General features: G+C 67.3%; 15 protein-coding genes. 8 read left to right on the forward strand and 7 right to left on the reverse strand.

Annotation, left to right across the window (positions count from 1 at the left end; translation table 11 throughout):
* The first annotated feature begins 113 nt into the window (after window positions 1-113).
* The 5 genes from STHE_RS11570 (at window position 114) to STHE_RS11590 (ending at window position 6,777) form a co-directional block, all read left to right on the forward strand.
* The gene (locus tag STHE_RS11570) at window positions 114-689 is read left to right on the forward strand and encodes a GNAT family N-acetyltransferase (RefSeq protein WP_012872768.1); all 576 of its coding nucleotides are present in this window, start codon (window positions 114-116) and stop codon (window positions 687-689) included.
* Window positions 690-797: 108 nt separating this feature from the next.
* Entirely contained in the window at window positions 798-2,735 is a 1,938-nt protein-coding gene (locus tag STHE_RS11575; protein WP_012872769.1) for a helix-turn-helix domain-containing protein, read from the forward strand.
* A gap of 203 nt (window positions 2,736-2,938) precedes the next feature.
* Window positions 2,939-3,811 carry an FAD binding domain-containing protein gene (locus STHE_RS11580; protein WP_012872770.1) on the forward strand — a complete coding sequence of 291 codons (873 nt, stop codon included), beginning with the start codon at window positions 2,939-2,941 and terminating at the stop codon, window positions 3,809-3,811.
* Window positions 3,808-4,329 (forward strand): (2Fe-2S)-binding protein, encoded by a 522-nt coding sequence (locus STHE_RS11585; RefSeq protein WP_012872771.1) that lies wholly within the window; start codon window positions 3,808-3,810, stop codon window positions 4,327-4,329. The genes STHE_RS11580 and STHE_RS11585 overlap by 4 nt, the downstream gene beginning before the upstream one ends.
* Before the next feature lie 18 nt (window positions 4,330-4,347).
* Complete coding sequence (locus STHE_RS11590; protein ID WP_012872772.1) at window positions 4,348-6,777, forward strand: xanthine dehydrogenase family protein molybdopterin-binding subunit; 2,430 nt, start codon at window positions 4,348-4,350, stop codon at window positions 6,775-6,777.
* 121 nt (window positions 6,778-6,898) lie between these two features.
* Here STHE_RS11590 and STHE_RS11595 read toward each other — a convergent pair whose 3' ends face one another.
* Window positions 6,899-7,363 (reverse strand): VOC family protein, encoded by a 465-nt coding sequence (locus STHE_RS11595; RefSeq protein ID WP_012872773.1) that lies wholly within the window; start codon window positions 7,361-7,363, stop codon window positions 6,899-6,901.
* A gap of 232 nt (window positions 7,364-7,595) precedes the next feature.
* Between STHE_RS11595 and STHE_RS11600 the strand changes: the two genes are divergently transcribed.
* Window positions 7,596-8,900 carry an FAD binding domain-containing protein gene (locus STHE_RS11600; RefSeq protein ID WP_052295308.1) on the forward strand — a complete coding sequence of 435 codons (1,305 nt, stop codon included), beginning with the start codon at window positions 7,596-7,598 and terminating at the stop codon, window positions 8,898-8,900.
* Window positions 8,901-8,912: 12 nt separating this feature from the next.
* Here STHE_RS11600 and thiO read toward each other — a convergent pair whose 3' ends face one another.
* Window positions 8,913-10,046, reverse strand: coding sequence for a glycine oxidase ThiO (gene thiO, locus STHE_RS11605; RefSeq protein WP_012872775.1), 1,134 nt, complete (start codon window positions 10,044-10,046; stop codon window positions 8,913-8,915).
* A gap of 382 nt (window positions 10,047-10,428) precedes the next feature.
* Between thiO and STHE_RS11610 the strand changes: the two genes are divergently transcribed.
* On the forward strand, window positions 10,429-10,899 hold the full coding sequence (locus tag STHE_RS11610) for a DUF6789 family protein (RefSeq protein ID WP_012872776.1): 471 nt from the start codon (window positions 10,429-10,431) through the stop codon (window positions 10,897-10,899).
* On the opposite strand, the gene STHE_RS11615 is transcribed toward STHE_RS11610, so the two are convergent.
* The 4 genes from STHE_RS11615 to STHE_RS11630 form a co-directional block, all read right to left on the reverse strand.
* A complete protein-coding gene (locus STHE_RS11615) occupies window positions 10,896-11,978 on the reverse strand; it encodes a YeiH family protein (RefSeq protein WP_012872777.1) in 1,083 nt (360 codons plus the stop codon). The genes STHE_RS11610 and STHE_RS11615 overlap by 4 nt on opposite strands.
* Before the next feature lie 269 nt (window positions 11,979-12,247).
* Window positions 12,248-13,327 (reverse strand): LLM class flavin-dependent oxidoreductase, encoded by a 1,080-nt coding sequence (locus STHE_RS11620; protein WP_012872778.1) that lies wholly within the window; start codon window positions 13,325-13,327, stop codon window positions 12,248-12,250.
* Window positions 13,328-13,440: 113 nt separating this feature from the next.
* Window positions 13,441-14,844, reverse strand: a complete 1,404-nt coding sequence (locus STHE_RS11625; RefSeq protein WP_012872779.1) for an amidase — start codon at window positions 14,842-14,844, stop codon at window positions 13,441-13,443.
* A gap of 3 nt (window positions 14,845-14,847) precedes the next feature.
* Window positions 14,848-15,069, reverse strand: a complete 222-nt coding sequence (locus STHE_RS11630) for a hypothetical protein (protein WP_012872780.1) — start codon at window positions 15,067-15,069, stop codon at window positions 14,848-14,850.
* A gap of 1,184 nt (window positions 15,070-16,253) precedes the next feature.
* On the opposite strand from STHE_RS11630, the gene STHE_RS18080 reads away from it, so the two are divergent.
* Window positions 16,254-16,931: an HAD family hydrolase gene (locus STHE_RS18080; RefSeq protein WP_012872782.1), complete on the forward strand. Its 678-nt coding sequence runs from the start codon at window positions 16,254-16,256 to the stop codon at window positions 16,929-16,931.
* A gap of 16 nt (window positions 16,932-16,947) precedes the next feature.
* On the opposite strand, the gene STHE_RS11645 is transcribed toward STHE_RS18080, so the two are convergent.
* A complete protein-coding gene (locus STHE_RS11645; RefSeq protein ID WP_012872783.1) occupies window positions 16,948-17,589 on the reverse strand; it encodes a YIP1 family protein in 642 nt (213 codons plus the stop codon).
* Window positions 17,590-17,778: the final 189 nt, after the last annotated feature.

A 17,778-nucleotide genomic window follows, 5' to 3' on the forward strand; every position in this document is an offset into this window, starting at 1 on the left:
TCCGATCCGTCTTGTTAAAGAAATGGTGACCAAACGAAAATAAGAGCCGCGGGTCCGGCCACTTATTAAACCGCGCGACAACAACAGCGCGGTGCACCAGGGAGCGATGCTTGATGACGACGGAACTCACAATCATCGACCTGACGCCCGAGGACGACGAGCGGGTACGGCAGGCAGCAGAGATCCTGACCGATCAGCTCAGCGTGGGCTACCCCACGTTCGAAGAGGCGTTAGCAGAGGTGCGGGAGATGCTCGCGCCGGAACGAATCTGCCGGGCCGCCATCGACGACGACGGCAACGTGCTCGGCTGGATCGGCGGCATCCCCGCCTACTCCCACGCCTGGGAGCTGCACCCCCTGGTGGTGCGGGGTGACCGGCAGTACCAGGGCATCGGTACGGCGCTCTTGCGCGACCTGGAGGAGCGTGTGCGCGAGCGTGGCGCACTCACCCTCTGGCTCGGCACTGACGACGAAACCGACGAGACGACAGCATCGAATATCGACCTCTACCCGGATGTCCTGGCGCACGCCGCGCGCCTCCAGGTCCGTCCCGGACGCCGGCATCCGGTCGACTTCTACCGCCGCCAGGGCTTCGTCGTTGTCGGCCTGCTGGCCGACGCCAACGGCCCCGGCCGCCCGGACATCTTCATGGCCAAGCGCCTGACGCCGGTGACGCTGCCGCGCCAGTAGCGTGTGGCATGAGCGACGCGGCAATTCGGCGGTGGCTGACACGGCTGGGCCACCTGCTACACTGCTTACATACGGCACAACGAAGCAGCACGTGAGGTAGAGAAGGCAGTGTCGAAGAGCAGTTTAGGCTGGACAGCATCGGAGTGGGAGCCCATTGACGAGGTGTCCAGACGGCCTGAACAGCTGCTGATCTACGAGTTTCTCGAAACGATCACACAGTTTCGCTCGCTTGAGGAGACGCTTCAGTCTCTCGCCGTCGCGATTTGTACCCGACTGGGGTTCCACTCCTGTGCGATCCTGCTCGAGCGACCAGACGACGACTTGCTGGTAATCGAGGGTGCATCAGGACTCGGTGCAAACTACGTCGAGGCGGTCAACCGGAAACGCCCAATCCACATTGCCGACCCCCGTCTGAGCGAGGCGCCTTCCAGTGAGGCATTCCGTACGGGACGACCTGTCGTCGTACAAGACACTGAAACCGACGAGCGGTTCCGCCGATGGCGGGTGTTGGCGCGGAAGGAAGGCATTCGCTCGCTCCTATCAGTGCCATTACGGTCTCGGAATCGCGTCATCGGCACGCTCAACGGGTACCATCGTGAGCCGCACCGGTACCGACTAAGTGAGATCCGCGCGCTGCACACCGTCGCGATGCAAGCCGGCATCGCAATCGAGATTGCGCGGCTCGTCGATGCTCGGGAGCACACGATCCAGCGCCTCGCGGAGCTCACACGGAAACTGGACGAGCACCGTGCCCTGCTAGAGCAGGCTGCCGAGATCCACGACGCACTGACCCAAGTCGTTCTGACACAACGCGGCATCCCTGCCATCGCCCGGACGCTGGCTCACGTGGTCGACTGCCCGGTAGTTGTGTATGACCAGTTCTTCCAAGTACTGACCGCGGTGACCCCATCCGGGGAGCCAATCGATGATCCGCCGCCCCTCACCGCAGAGATGGTGCACCGGCGGGGACTGCGGCCGAACCAGCCCGATGCTCGGGCACCATTCGAACTCCCAGCCAGGACCGACGGGGATCCGCAGCCGGCACGTGCCGTGGCCCCCATCGTGGCCGGCCGGGACTTACTCGGTTATGTCACGATCACATTGCCATCCCTTCCCGCGCCACCCCTTGCCCTGCGCGCAGTCGGTCACGCCGCGACTGTGCTCGCGCTGGAGATCATGAAGGAGCGCTTGGAGCACGAAGTGGAGCTCCGCATGCAGCGTGGCTTTGCAGCCGAGCTCCTGACCGGCCGCTTCGACGACGTGAAACTCGTTCAGGATCGAGCCCGGTACCTTGGCTACCGCCTGCAGGAGCCGTATCAAGTGCTCGTCTTCGACATCGATCGCCCTGGCGAGGCCATCGTCGGATCCGAACGACCGGAGGCTGCCATCGATGTTCTCCGCCAGCGCTTCGCCGCGCTGCTCCAGACAGTGGCAACAAGTCGCACACCGCACGCGCTAGTCGGGGGTCGTGACGACCACCTCGTCATGGTCCTGATGGGAGTCGATGGGCCACCAGGAGAGCTGGCCGCGCAAACGATCGGCGCCGTCCGGGAGCTGATTGCCGCCCGGGTGCAGGGGTTGAGTGTCTCAGTTGGCGTCGGCCGGGTTGTTCCGCAGATCGATCAAGTGCCTACATCCTACCGTGAAGCGGAGCGGGCACTGCTGATCGCGCGCCGCTTCGGCGGCCACGATCGGACTGTTTATTACGATGACCTCGGCGTAGCGCGCCTGCTCTACCAAGTGGAAGATACGGAAGAGTTGATCGCGTTCGCCCAGCAGCGGCTGGGCCCCGTGCTACGCTATGACGAGCGGCATGGTGGGATCTTACTCACCGCGCTCGAGGCCTACTTTGCCAACGGCCAGTCAGTCCCGTACGCCGCCAAGCACCTTCGGATTCACCCGAATACGCTGCGCTACCGCCTGCGGCGCGTCGAATCCTTACTCAATGTATCGCTGAACCAGGTTGACGTCCTTCTCGATCTTCGCCTCGCCTGCCTCATCCTCCGATTGATTGACAGGCATCAAGATACCCCCGGACCTGTCTAGATGTACAAGTTCTAGGTGCTCACGTTGTCCTGTACAACATAGACACTGCGTAAGCAGCCTCCTACCATGAGTCTGCAGCCAGCTTCGTCTGGGACCGATTCTCGGGGCTGATCGATGCCGTAGTCCCCCACGTACACGCACTTCTTGGTGTAGTGCCCGTGCCACGCCTAGAGAGGATCGGACCCGAATAGGAGGGAGGGCCAATGAAGCCACCGGTCTTCGACTATTTTGCCCCAACGACCGTGGACGAAACGCATCGGGTCTTGGCCGAGCACCAGGCCGACGGGAAGATCCTGGCCGGCGGGCAAAGCCTCGTGCCCGTCCTGAACATGCGGCTGGCGTACCCCGCGGTGCTCATCGATATCAACCGCGTCAGCGAGCTCGACCACATTACCCTGGACAATGGCCGTCTGACGATCGGCGCACTGACCCGGCAACAGACGCTCCTTGAGAGCGACGTCGTCGCGGAACACTTCCCGCTCCTCGCCGAAGCGACGCGCTACATCGGGCACCGGACAATCCGGAATCGAGGCACGGTCGGAGGCTCCCTGGCGCACGCCGACCCCGCCGCCGAGCTGCCAGCCGTTATGCTGGCGCTGAATGCCGAGTTGACCTTGAGCAGCACACGTGGGCAGCGGCAGGTTCCGGCCCAGGACTTCTTCGTCGACTACATGACGACCGCACTGAACCCCGACGAACTCCTCCAAGCTGTGCAGATCCCTGCGCCAGCCCCGCGCAGCGGCTGGTCCTTCAAAGAAGTGAGCCGGCGACACGGTGACTTTGCTCTCGTCGCTACGGCGGCTCTGGTCACGCTGGATGAAGCGGGCACCTGCACCGATGCACGCCTGGTGTTGACCGGTGTCGGACCGACGCCAGTGACGGTCGATCTGAGCACGACACTGATCGGAGCAGTTCCGACTGCCGACGCAGTCGCGGCGGCCGCTGACGCTGCGCGAGAGGCGGTCGATCCACCGTCTGACGTGCACGCTACATCGGACTACCGGCGACACCTGGCGCGCGTCCTGTCGCGCCGGGCACTGACGACGGCCATCGAGCGAGCAGGAGGACGCGTATGACCGTGGTAGAGAAGCGCCAGATCACGGTAACCGTTAATGGACGGGAATATCAAGCCTCAGTAGAGCCGCGACGCACGCTTGCAGACTTCCTCCGGGAGGATCTTCATCTGCCCGGCACGCATCTCGGCTGTGAACACGGGGTATGCGGCAACTGCACCGTCCTGCTCGACGGCCGAAGTGTCCGCTCGTGCCTGATGTTTGCAATCCAGGCCGATGGCCACGAGATCCTGACCGTGGAGGGCCTGTCCTCAAACGGAGACCTTCACCCGCTGCAAGAGGCCTTCTGGGAGCATCACGCGTTGCAGTGTGGGTTCTGCACTCCCGCGATGCTTCTGACCGCCTACGAGTACCTACGGCAGAACCCAACCCCCGGTAGCGACGAGGAGATCCGGGAAGCGATCAGCGGTGTCCTCTGCCGTTGCACCGGCTATCAGAACATCGTGACTGCCGTCCGCGCAGCTGCGGCTTCGATGACCACGTCGGACCCGGCGACGGACACCCGGTCGGTGGTCGATTGAGGGAGAGGGAGTCCGTCCATGGCTGAGACGACGACCAATCGGCCGAAATGGATCGGCCAGAGCTTGAAGCGAGTGGAGGATCCTCGCTTCCTGCGAGGCAAGGGCCGCTACATCGACGACATTCAACTGCCCAATATGGCGGTTGCCGCAGTGCTACGCAGTCCTCACGCCCATGCGCGTATCGTGCGCATCGATACGAGTGCCGCGGAGCGGCTTCCCGGTGTCCATGTGGTCGTAACCGGGAAAGACGTTGCCGAGCGCATGGCGCCGCTTCCGACGTTCGCCGTGGGACCGATCTATCAGCACCTCCTGGCAGTGGACAAGGTGCGCCACGTCGGTGAGGGTGTCGCGGCGGTGGTCGCTGAGAACCGGTATATCGCCGAGGATGCTTGCGACCTCATCGAGGTCGAGTACGAGCCGCTTCCCCCCGTTGTGGATCCGTTCGAGGCGATGAAGCCGGACGCGCCGCTGGTTCATGAAGCGCTGGGCAGCAACATTGCTTATGCCCGCACCTTTACTTTCGGTGAGTTCGAACGGGATTTCGCCGACGCTGACCACATCGTGCGCGCCAAGCTCTACTGGCCTCGTTCGAGCGGGATGCCGATGGAGACGAACGGCGCCATCGGCGACTATGACGAGGGCACCGGACTCCTGACGGTCTACGCCAACTCGATGAGCTTCACCTACTTCCAGTGGTTGATCGCCACGTCCTTGAAGATCCCGGCTAGTAAGCTCAGGGTCGTACCGATCAACGCGGGCGGCAGTTTCGGCTCGAAGTTCTTCATGCATAAAGTGCCGACGATGGCTGGGTTCCTCTCGATGGTCGCGGGCCGCCCCGTGAAATACATCGAGGACCGCATCGAGCACATTCTCGCCAACGACCACTGTGGCTCCGACCGTCACTACGATGTGGCACTAGCGGTCGACCGCGACGGAACCATGCGAGCCCTCAAGATCTCCTGCGTCGACGACTATGGCGCCTATCTCCAGTTCGGCACGGGGACACATGGCAATGCGCTGGCACAGGTCACGGGGCCGTATCGCATTCCGAGCGTCCAGTACGAGCTGACTGCCGTGCTGACCAACAAGAACCAACAGGGAGCATACCGAGGCTTCGGTTCCGAGGTCAACAACTGGGTGCTGGAACGGATGGTCGACTTCGCGTCCCAGGAACTCGGGATCGACCCAGTCGAGATCCGGCGCAAGAACTTCATCCGCCCCGACGAGTTTCCCTACCGGAGTCCGACGGGGAACATCTACGACAGCGGCAACTACGAGGGCGTGCTCGAGAAGGCGCTCGCCTTGGCTGACTACGACCACTGGGTTGCCGAGCGGGAACGGGCGCGGAAGGAAGGGCGCTACCTGGGCATCGGAATTGTGACAGCGCAGGAGCGTAGCGTCTTCAGCTCTACTGAGTTCTGGTTCTGGTTCGACAAGCCGGAATTCCCGGTCACCAGCAGTCCGGAAAGCGCCACGGTCACGATTGACCCCACGGGCAAGTTCGTCGTCACGCTCCACTCGCTCGCCTTCTGGGGGAACAGCCCGGAGACGGTCGCAGCTCAGGTGGTAGCCGAGCAGTTCGATATTGATCCCAGGGACGTCGTCATCACCTATGCCGACTCTCAACGTGCCCTTCCGGGAACGGGGCCGGGTGGATCCCGCTACACAGTCATGGTGACAGGGGCACTAGTGGGGGCATCAGAGCGCCTCAAGGACAAGATCAAGAAGATTGCGGCGCACCGGCTCGATGTGAGCCCGGAGGATCTGGAATTCCGCGAAGGCAAGGTCCAGGTAAAGGGCGCCCCCGATCGCTCGCTGACGCTCAGCGAGATCGCCCTGAGCGCCTACATGTTCAAGCTCGCTCTCCCCGAGGATGTGGAGAGCGGTCTTGAGGCGAGCTTCACCTACGACCACCCTTACACCACTCTCCCCTCGCCGGACCGCAAGGACCTCGGTGTGTTCTACCCCTTCATGGGGCACGCCTGCCACATCGCGGTCGTCGAGGTGGACCCGGAGACCGGCCAGTTCATCTACCACAAGTATGCGGCCGTTGCCGACGCTGGGACAGTGGTGAACCCGATGACACTGGACGGTCACCTGACCGGTGGAACCGCGCAGGGACTCGGCACCGCACTGTACGAGGAGTACGTGTACGACGAGAACGGCCAGATGCTGACGGCCAATTTCATGGACTACCTCGTGCCGACCGCGATGGAGGTGCCGCCGATCGCCATCGATCACCAAGAGACGCCGTCACCCTACACACCGTATGGAATCAAGGGCGCTGGGGAGGGCGGCCGCATGATGGCGCCGGGCGTCATCACGTCGGCCATCGAGAACGCCCTAGCGCCGTTCGGGATACGCATTACCGAGCTACCGATTACGCCCAGCAAGCTGGTGCAGTGGATCGAAGAGAGTAAGGCTCGGGGACAATCGACGGCCAGCTAGTTCGCCGGGGCCGAGGCCGCGCGCACTCGGCCCCACCGGACCACAGTACAAGGAGCGCCGGCAGCGTGGACGGGCGTGAGCCGCCACGCTGCCGGCGCTCCCGTTTCCCGCTCGGTCCGAGTCAGCGGAGGAAGAGCGTGGCGCGTAGGTTCTCCTCGCTCTGCGGATGCTTATCCGCGAGCCGCCGCATGTCCGCCCGCACGTCGTCCGGCAGATCACTGACGTCCGGATAGTCCACTTCGATAAGGTTCCCAGCAGGGTCTCGGAGATACATTTGGGCGTTGTTGCCGGGTAGCTCATAGAGATGGTGCCCAAACGTCGTCCGATCGAGGATTCCCAGTTCCTTCGCCTTGCGATAGACCGCCGCGAAGTCGTCTACCGTCAGCCCCACGTGGTGATAGGTTGGTGCGTCCCCGGGGCGCTCGAATAGGTGAAGTTGGAGCGTGCCCACGCGGAGCCACTGTACTGGGAACCCGAAGTTCGGAGTCGGGATGCGTTCCATGCCGAACAGTTCTTCATAAAAGCGGGCCGACTCCACAAGATTCCTGGCCATGACGCTGACGTGGTTGAGACCGGTTGCTGCCATCGGCCTTCACCTCCTTCTCTGGACGGGTTCGCCCTCCTGGTGCACACACCCGCCGTCTCCCGAGGGTGCTTCTCCGCAGGCTAGCAGCGAGCGCTGAGCTAGTCCACGTCCGAGAGCACAGAATTCCGGTGGTTTCGTTGTGGACAACCACAGCGACGACGCGGTTTCCGCCGCCCAAGACAGATGGTGGGCATCGGGCTGTGTTAGTGGACAAGGAACTCGTCACTGTTTGGTGCAACCCCACATAGACTCGAGGCTCCCGACTGCCTACGATCCTGAGAGAGATGCCGGCAAGCGCATCGGCGACGACAGGAGGTGCCTGATGGCGACGAAGGAGAGGACGAGGCCGCGCGTGGTCGTGATCGGAGGGTCGATCGGCGGTCTGAACGCGGCGCTCTGGCTACAGGATGCTGGTTGCGATACCGTCGTCTTCGAGCGTGCACAGGCGCCGCTTGAGGATCGCGGCGCCGGCATCGTGTTGCACCCCGCCACCATCCGCTATCTCCTGACACACGAACGGCCCGATATCCAACAGCTCGCCGCGGCTGCCCACTGGATCCGTTTTCTTGATCCCAGCGGGGAGATCGCCCATCAAGAGCCATGCCGCTACCAGTTCACTGCGTATAACGTCCTCTATCGAACACTGCTACGCCACTTCGACCTTGCGCGCTACCATCTCGGGCAGGAGTGCACAGGATTCGAGCAGGTGGGCGATCAGGTATTCGTCTCCTTCGCAAGCGGCCGTCGCGAGCACTGTGACCTCCTCGTCTGTGCCGATGGGATCAACTCGCTGGGACGGCGCACGCTCCTCTCGGAGGTACAGCCCCAGTATGCTGGGTACGTAGCTTGGCGCGGGACGGTAGCGGAGCAGGACCTACCGCCCGACGTCTTCGCCGTCATCCATGAGGCCATCACGTACTCGGTGATGTCCGACAGCCATATCCTGGTCTACCCAATCCCTGATGGCGAGGGGAACGTCGAGCCAGGATACCGGCTCATGAACTGGCTGTGGTACCGCAATGTTCCAGAGGGAGAGGATCTGGACGACCTGTTGACAACGCGGACCGGGGAACGCTTCGGCACATCTGTCCCACCTGGTTTCGTACAAGAGCGCCACCTGCGGAAGCTCCGGGCGGATGCTCAACATCTCCCGCCCGTGTTCACTACCCTGATTGAGCGGACCGCAACCCCGTTCCTGCAGGTAATTATGGACCTTGAAACACCCCGTATGGCCTTCGGCAGGGTGTGCCTGATCGGTGATGCTGCGTTTACCGCCCGCCCGCATGTCGCTGCGGGCTCTGCCAAGGCGGCTGAGGACGGGTGGACGCTCGCTGAGGCAATCCGGGACTGTGGGGGAAACATCGACGCGGCGCTCGCCCGCTGGGAACCGGCCCAGCTCGCTCTCGGTCAGCAGGTCGTCGCTCGAGCGAGGGAGGCGGGCACCCGCTTGCAAAACAATCAGTGGGATACTGGCACACCGCTACCTTTTGGGTTGTACGCCGTCGGTGACAACGTGTTCGGAGACACCCTGGCATAACCCCGCCGCCACTCATACTGCCTGCGCGAAGCGGGCGGGGCTGAGGGGTGCGAGCAGCGGGTCGGGAGCACCGGACAGGAGGGAAGCAACCAGGACCTCGGCGGTGCCGATGGCGAGTTGCACGCCGGTGCGGAAGTGCCCGCTGGCGACCCAGAGATTGTCGTAGCCGGGGACCAGGCCGACGATCGGCTCGCGGTCGGGAGTGCCGGGGCGCAGGCCGGCCCAGGTGGCGACCACCTCGCCGTCCAGCAGTCCGGGCGCCAGCGCCTCGATCAGCCCCACAAGCGCCCGCAGCCCGGCCGGGGTCACGCGGGTGTCGAACCCGGCCTCCTCCTCGGTCGCGGCGACACCGACGGTGCCATCGGTCCACGGTACAAGGTAGCCGCCCGCCCCGCCGATGATGGTGCGCGGCGGGTGAAGAAGCCCGCCGAGCGCCAGCATCTGGCCTTTGACCGGCACCGTGGGAAGCGCCTGGCCCAGCTCCAGGCCGAAGCGCGCGGTCCAGGCGCCGGCGGCCAGCACGACCTGGGCGGCGGGGAGCGTGCCGTCCGCCAGGCGCACGCCGGTGGCGAGGTCGCCGCTCGTGGCGACGCCCAGGGCAGGGGTGTGCTCCAGCACGAGCGCCCCACGGCGGGCGGCGGCCGCTGCGAGCGCGCGGGTCAGGCGCCGGACATTGACGCTGCCGGCGTCGTTGGCGAGCATGCCGCCGAGCAACCCCTCGGGCAGTGCCGGCTCCAGGTGCCGAAGCTCGGCGGGCTCCACCCACTCGCTGTCGAAGCCCAGATCCTCTTGCCAGGAGAGGAGCGCGCGAAGGCGGGCATGGTCGTTCTCGTTGCTGGCGACCAGGAGCGCACCCCACTGGCGGTAGCCGACGTCGAATCCCGTCTCGTCCTGGAGCGCGGCGACCAGCCAGGGATAGGCCGAGAGGCTGCGCGCCGTCAGCTCCACGCGCACGGCGGGCGTGTCCTTGTTCGAGGGTGGTGCGATGATGCCGGCCGAGGCCCCGCTGGCTTCGCCGCCGATCGCCCCGCGTTCGACCACGGCCACGCGGTGGCCCTTGCGCGCCAGTTCATAGGCGATGGCGCAGCCGATGATCCCACCGCCGACGATCGCCACCTCGACCGCCTCGTAGCCCATGCCGCTCATGGCTCTCCTCCTGATCGTTCCCTGGTCGGCGGCCCCTTCCCCGCGCCGCCGCACCCGCGGCACGTGGCCGCGTCTGGCACGCAGGCGTACCAGATCCGCCCCGCGCTGGCAAGCGGAGCGTTCCGGCGGCCCTCACCCCCGGCCCCTCTCCCAACCTTAGGCGAGGGGGGTCATGTGCTGGGCCGGGCAAAGCTCCGGCCGACACAGCGCCTGGATTCAGGTGGGAACCGCCGCCCGCCCGGCATCGGCTTTGCGTTCGTCCGGCGCAGGGCCGCCGCGGGACGCGGCCGGAGTGACCATGGATCCAGTCCGGGAGGCCCACTAGCGGTAGGCAGGGGCGCTGCCGCGCAGGACGCAGGCGGCGCGGGAAAGGGAGGTTCTGATGAACCCCATCGTGCGCGGCGCGCTGGCCGGAACGGCGGCGACCGGGTTTATGTCGATTGCCATGGCTGCCGGACGGGCGACCGGCCTGCTCGGGAAACCGCCACCGAAGCACATCACGGAGCGGGTGGAAGAGGAGGCGGGCGTCCGCCACAAGCTCTCCGAGCCGGCCTTCCTATCGAGCTGGCTGCTGGCTCACGTCGGGTACGGCGCGGGCGCCGGGGCACTCTTTGGCCTGGGGCGCCGCCTGCTGCCGTCGTCGGACATCACTGCCGGGCTGCTCTACGGGGGACTGGTCTGGAGCGTGAGCTACCTCGGGCTGATGCCCGGCCTGAAGCTCTACCCCTGGCCCGACGAGGATCAACCCTCGCGGCAAGGGGTGATGATCGCCGCCCACGCCGTCTACGGCGTCGCGCTGGCGCTGATCGACCGCCGGCTCGGCGGCGAGGAGCCACGTGCCCGCATGCGCTAGAGCCCGACCAGGACCGCGATCAGCACCAGAGTGAGCAGGCTGAGCAGCGTCGAGGCTGCCAGACCCAGGTAGAAGGGGCGCAGCCCGACGGCGCGCATCTGACCGAGGTTGGTGCTCAGCCCGACGCCGGTGAGCGCCGCGAGGACGAGCAGCTTGGCGCCCTCGCTCGCCGCTTGCTCTGCCTGCGGCGGGATGAGCCCGAGGCTGTTGAGGAGCGCCACGCCGAGGAAGCCGAGCACGAAGGGCGGCACCACCGCCATGGCCCGCCGGGCACCTGACCGGTTCCTCCGGCCGGAGACGGCTCCACGCACCACGTGCGCGTAGACGGCACCGATGACGACGATCAGCGGGCCCATCAGCGTGTTCCGCGTCAACTTGACCACCGTGGCCACCTCACCAGCCGCGTCTGAGTAGGCAAACCCGGTGGCGATCACCTGCGACGTGTCGTTGACCGCGGCGCCCGCCCAGTAGCCGAACGCATGGTCGGAGAAGGCGGCAAGGTGGCCGATGGCGGGGTAGAGGAGCACCGCGAGCGTCCCGAAGAGGGTGATCGTCGCCACGGCGAAGGAGACGTCGCGCTCCTTCGCTTCGATCGTGGGAGCCGTGGCGATGATGGCCGTGTTGCCGCAGACTGCCGTGCCGACACCGATCAGCAGGCATAGCCGCGGCGGCAACCGCAGCAGTCGCCCGGCGCCGAGGGTGAAGAGCAGCGCCGTGGTCATCCCGGCCGCCACGATGACCAGCGCATCCAGCCCGGTGGTCAGCACGTCCTGGACGCTGAGGCGCGCGCCGAGCAGAACGATCCCGACCCGCAGCAGCGTGCCGACGGCGAACCGGATGCCCGGCTGCAGTGCCGCGGGCAGGTGCACGATGTTTCCCAGAGCGAGGCCGAGGAGGAGTCCGACGGTGACTTCGGCGATGACATCCGGCAGGGCGCCGGCCACACCGCGGCTGACGACCGCCAGGAGGAGAACGAGACCGAGCCCGGGCGCATGCCGCGCGCCCCAACTCAGGGCCGTACCGCGAGGTTGCCGCACGGGCGCGGGGCCAACTATCGGCCCGTGCCGTCGCTTATCCATGCTCCGTCACCGCTCCACTGTCCCGCGCGACCCCGCCATCCCGTACCGCCCCACGCCAACGCCCCGCTCGGTACGGCATGCGGCACGTGCCCATGGGGGCGTCCGGAGGGACGGCTCGGCTGGGCTGACGCAGCGGTGACGACGTGGAGAAGACGGCGCTGCAACGGCCGCGAAGCGAGGTCGGTCCCCCTGGCGCCGACCGGTGCGACGCCTGCCCGATTATCCGCTATTGCATTCGGGTTCTGCACGCCCGTTGTGCATCGGACGCGCTAGGGAGTGATGTCGCGGATGAGGGCGGCGTACTCGGCGGCATCGCGCTCACCCGGCGGGGCGATGAAGACGCCGTTGACGCCGATCTCCGCCAGTTCGCGCAGCCGCGCGCGGATCTCCGCCGCCGGTCCGACGAGGCTGACGGCGGCGACGAGCTCGGTGGGGATCAGGCGGCGCGCCGCGGCGAAGTCCGCCACCTGGCGGATGTCGATGAAGGCCCCGCCGGCTTCCAGCACCTCGTTGGTGCGCATCACCTCCCGGACCCGGGCCATGATGGCCGGGACGTCGAAGCCCGGCACCTCGATCTGGCGCGTCATGCCCGGCAGCGCGTTCACCAGTGCCATCTGATTCTTCCGCCGCTCCAGCACCGGCTCCGGGTCGTCCGTGACGACGATGCCAGTCCGCACGTAGAAGCGGAAAGAATCCGGATCGCGGCCGGCCTCGGCGACCCAGGAGCGGACCGTCGGGATCAGCCGCCGCAGGTAGGGCACGGAGGCGAAGTCGGCCACCAGCAGGCCGTCGGCCCGCTCGGCCGCCACCCGCAGGGCACGCGGCCCGAGCGCGGCGAGGTAGATCGGCACGTGGGACTGCACCGGTCCGATCGCGCGCGCCCAGTCGCGCACGTGGAAGTGCCCGGTGGAGCTGGCCCGTCCGGGCGGGCGCCACCACTGGCGCAGCAGGTCGATCGTCTCGGCCAGGACCTCGGGCGGGCGGCCGGTGCGGACGCCGAGTGCGCGGGAGTACCACTCGGCCTGGCCGCGGCCGAGTCCGAGGAAAGCGCGCCCACCGGAGAGCCAGTCCACCGTGGCCACCGACATGGCGATCAGGTTGGGGTGACGCAGGTAGGGGTTGGTCACCCCGGTGCCGAGGCGGATGCGCTCGGTCTCGCGCGCCGCGGCGGCGAGCACGGCGACGGCGTCCCAACCGTCGGGATCCTCGCTCAACCAGACGGAGTCGAGCCCGGCCGCATCCGCCACGCGGATCGCCCGCAGGGTCGCATCGACGGCCGCCACCGGGTCGGCCGCCCGCGCCCATGAATGGTGCGTCAGACCGAGGCAGAACTGGATCTCATACGTCATGCGTCATCCGTCACGCGTACTGCGTACTCCGTATTGCGTATTCCATTGCTCGCCCCTCTCCCCTTGGTGGGAGAGGGGCCGGGGGTGAGGGGGACGTATGACGCGTGTCCGCCTCACCCCACTTTCGGCCGGCGGGTGTGCCAGTCGGTGCGCGCCTGGTAGGCGCGGGCCACGGCGAGGATGGCGTTCTCGCCCCCGACGCGGCCGACGATCTGCATTGCCGTCGGCAGCCCCCGCTCGCCGAACCCGTTGGGCAGGCTGATCGCCGGCAGCCCGGCGACATTGCCGGCCGCGCCGACGGGGAGCCGCCGGACCTTGCCGAAGTACGCATCGAGCGGCATGTCCAGCGGGGCAGCGACCACGGCGTTGGTGAGGCACACGACGCCGTCGTAGCGCGCCAGCAGCCGGTCGAGCGCGACGCCGATGTGCCGCCGGACACGGAGCGCCCGCAGGTAGTCGACCGCCGGGATGACGGTGCGGGCGTAGGCGCCCCAGCGGTCCTCGGGCGCGGTCAACCCGGCCACAGCACCGCTCTCGATCAGGTCCTCAAAGGCGGCCGCCGACTCGGCGTTCAGGATGATCCGTGCCACCTCGGCATAGGGGAAGTCGGGCAGCGTGACCTCCTCGAGCGTGGCGAACTCGCTCAGCACCGCCAGCGACTGCTCGAAGTTGGCGCGCACCTCCGGCTGTGCGTCGTCGAGCCCGTCGCGCAGCACGCCCAGGCGGAAGCCTTCGGTGCGGTCCTGCTCCGGCGCGTAGCGGTACGGCTCCGGCAGCGTGGTCGGATCGTCCGGGTCGGGCCCGGCGATAGCGTCCAGGACGAGCCCGCAGTCGTCCGCCGTGCGGCACATCGGGCCGAGCTTGTCCAACGTCCAGGAGAGGGCCATCGCCCCGGCCCGGCTGACGCGGCCGTAGGTCGGGCGGAGGCCGGTGATCCCACAGAAGTTTGAGGGGGTGACGATCGAGCCCCACGTCTCGGAGCCGATGGCGAAGGGGATCGCCCCGGCGGCCACGGCTGACCCGGAGCCACTGGATGAGCCGCCGCTCCACGCCTCCGGGTTCCAGGGCGTGATCCCCGGCCCGGTCAGCGAGGCGTTCGGCTGGTTGTACCCCAGGCCCCCGGCGAGTTCGACCATGCTGAGCTTGGCCAGCAGGACCGCCCCCGCGTCCCGCAGGCGGCGGATCACGGTGGCATCGGTGTTGAACACCTGATCCCGCAGGGGCGCCGCGCCCCAGGTGGTCGGCGCGCCGACGGTCGCGAGCAGGTCCTTGGCTCCATAGGGGATCCCGTGGAGCGGCCCCCGATCGTAGCCCGCTTTCAACTCTGCCTCGGCCTGCGCCGCCTCGCGCCGCGCTCGGTCGAGCATGATCGTCACCACGGCGTTGTAGCGGCGCCCGACGGAATCCAGGCGTTCGGCGAAGTGCTCAACCAACGCGGTCGGCGTCGTCTCGCCGCTGCGCAGCATCCGAGCCAGATCGCGCACCGTTGCGAAGCTCAGGGTATCGTCAGCCGCCACCCGTCATCCCTCCCCACGGTAGGGCCGGAACAGCACGTCCGGCTCGTCGGCGTTCGTCAGCGGGACACGGCGCAGGGCCTCCGCTGCTTCGACCATGCGGCGCAGCTCGTCCGCGACCCGCTCTTCTTCCTCGGCGCTCAGTCGGTCACCGTAGCGGGCACGCACGGCATCCATCAGCCCACGGGCCATGGCCGCGTGCCGCTCGCTCCCATTCGACTCCGGCATCTCCGGCCTCCCTCGTCATCCAACGCCTGATGCCACTCTTTGCGGCACTATACGCCGCAGTCGCGCTTGTGTCAGGGGTGTGATGGGATGCGTCATGCGTCATGCGTCGGCGTTGACCCCGACCGAGGCTGGTCGCGGCTCGGTCCGTGTGGAGGAACCTGGCCTCTCCGCCACGCCGATTGCGTGCGACGGGTTTGCGTGCTGTGGTCTGTGCCCGGGGGGTAAACCCCCGGGCTGACAACGAAAAGCCGGCTGAAGCCGGCTGGGGACATCGGATTCGCGCGCAGGTGTTGGGGTGTCCGCCGAGTGGTTCGGGCCCGGGGATAAATCCCCGGGCTGAACAGGGGTAAGCCCACTGAAGGGGTTGTGATACCTACATGTCGGCGGACCCGATCCGGCCACCCACCGGATTCAGCTTCTGCAGTCCCTTCAGTGGACGTCGCCGTGTCAGACCGGGGGTTTACCCCCGGCACGAACCGCGACGCTGGGAACCTCGACCCACCCGTCCACGACAGAGACAACGGCGCGGGAACCCGCGCACCACCGGGCAGGTGTCACCATCCCGCGCCATGCCAAACCGGCGGCTGGAGCCGCTGCACGTCAAAATCGATCTCAGCCCGCTTTGGCGGGTTTTTCTTTGTCAGCCCGGGGGTGAACCCCGGGTACGCATGATCGACAGGCTGCGCGGCGCGCAGCACGAACCGAGTAATGCGCTGGTCGCCCCTCGCCTACGAGCCCGACCGGCGCGGAGCCGGAGGGTCGGGCGAGGGGGTATGGGCGGCGACGTTACGCCTGTACGTCGGCGGATGGCGGTGGGGTGAGATCCAGCGCCGGAGGGGCGTCCAGGGTCGCGTCGCCGTCGGCGGGCACACGCGCAAGCCCGTCCAGCTCTTCGGAAGCGGGGTCAGACCCGAGCGGCGCGTCCGGCCGCCGCTGCGGGTGGGGTAACTGCTCACGGTGCCGGCGCAGAAGCCGGCGCGAGCGTCTCCTAGACGATGCTAATGAGAACGCGAGAGGCTTGGTCATGGATGCACACTCCTGGGTTATGGTCGCAGAATAATAGGGTACGCACCTGGGAGGTGCGTGGCACGATGTGCGTTCTCCTGCCCGGTGGGCGCGCGGGCGTTAAGTTAATCGCAGAATTGGTGCCTTGATGTCAAGTGCCGTGGCGAGGGGGATCAGCGGTGACGAGAGCAGGTGTGGACGGCCGAGCAGTCCTGTTCGACTGGGACGATACGCTTTGCGGCGCGGTGCCGCACCGCTACGAAACCATCGCCCGCGTGTTGGAGCGCCTGGGGGAGCGGCGCACGATTGTCGAGGTGCACGACGCCTGGGTTCGTGCCGATGACCCGGTGGTGGACCGGATCGCCAACGGCTTCTGGCAGCGACTCCAGCGCGAGCTGGGCCTGACGGGGCGCGACGATGCCATCGAGGCACTCATCGAGGCCTTCGCCGCGCGCGAGCGTGAGCGGCGGTTCGAAGTCTACGCCGACGTCCACGCCGCGCTCGACCACCTCGATGCCGCGGGCTGGCGCGTCGGGGTCGTCTCGAACAACGTCGAGGCGCCGGAGCGCATCCGCGAGGTCGGCCTGGACGGACGCTTCGCCGCGGTTGTGACGCCGCGGGATGTCGGCGGCCGGGGCAAGCCCGACCCGGTCATCTTCCACGCCGCGCTGAGCCGCCTGCGCGTCTCGCCGGGGAACTGCCTCTACGTGGGCGACACCTACGCGGTCGACGCGGTTGGCGCACGGGCCGCCGGGCTACGCCCGCTCCTGATCGACCGGCTCGGCATCGGCGCCCCTGGCGATTGCGAGGTGCTTGCCACGCTGGCAGAGCTCCCGCGCTGGCTGCCGACCGGCTGAGCCGGCCCTGGCCGCCCTAACCGTAGTTGAAGACGAGCAGCGCCACCGCCGCCAAGACCTGCATCACCCCGAACACCGTCACGAGCAGCGCGATCGGGGAGACAACCGCGGTCGCCGCACGCCGGGCCGGGAGCCGGTGCATCACACGCACCCCGGCCACACCGATGGCCGCGGCGTGGACGAGGCAGAGCGCGCCGATGTAGGGCACCCAGGCACCGAGCGCAGCCACCGCCGAGTAGCAGACAACGCGGAAGGTCGCCCCGAACCCGGCCGTCCCCGCGGGCGCGACGGTGCGGACCATGTAGTGCCCGGCTCCCGCCACGAGGGCCAGGAGCAGTGCCCCGGCCAGCGGGGCCACCAGCACGGACATCAGCAGCCCCTCCGGCGTCTGGCTAACCAGCGAAGGCTCCACCCCACTCACCATCACCGTCTGGTGGAAGGGCCAGGGGATCAACACACCCCGCACCCCCGCCATGCGCAGCACCTCACCCAGGAGCGTCGCCGTCTCGATACAGGCCAGACCGGTGACCAGCGGCCCGAGCAGACTGCCGCGTGCAGGCTCATCGACGAAGAACGCCCGCGGTCGGAACAACAGGCGCACCAAAGCCGCCGGCAGGAGGTCCACTGCCAGCCGGCGCGTGGATTGTTCAACGCGCATGAGGAAACCGCTCCCATATCCCATTCCCCATTCGCGGCTGCCGTGTCCCCTGCGGCAGCCGGACCGCGCCGGGGTGTACCCGGCGGGGGAGGGCGCCGTGGGCGAGCGCCCGAGGGTGCGCCGCCTGTCCCCTGGCGGCGCCGGCACCGTCCCCGGCGCCAAGTGTAGAAAAACAGGTAAGGAAAAAGC

The organism is Sphaerobacter thermophilus DSM 20745 (genome assembly GCF_000024985.1).
Taxonomy (GTDB): Bacteria; Chloroflexota; Chloroflexia; order Thermomicrobiales; family Thermomicrobiaceae; genus Sphaerobacter; species Sphaerobacter thermophilus.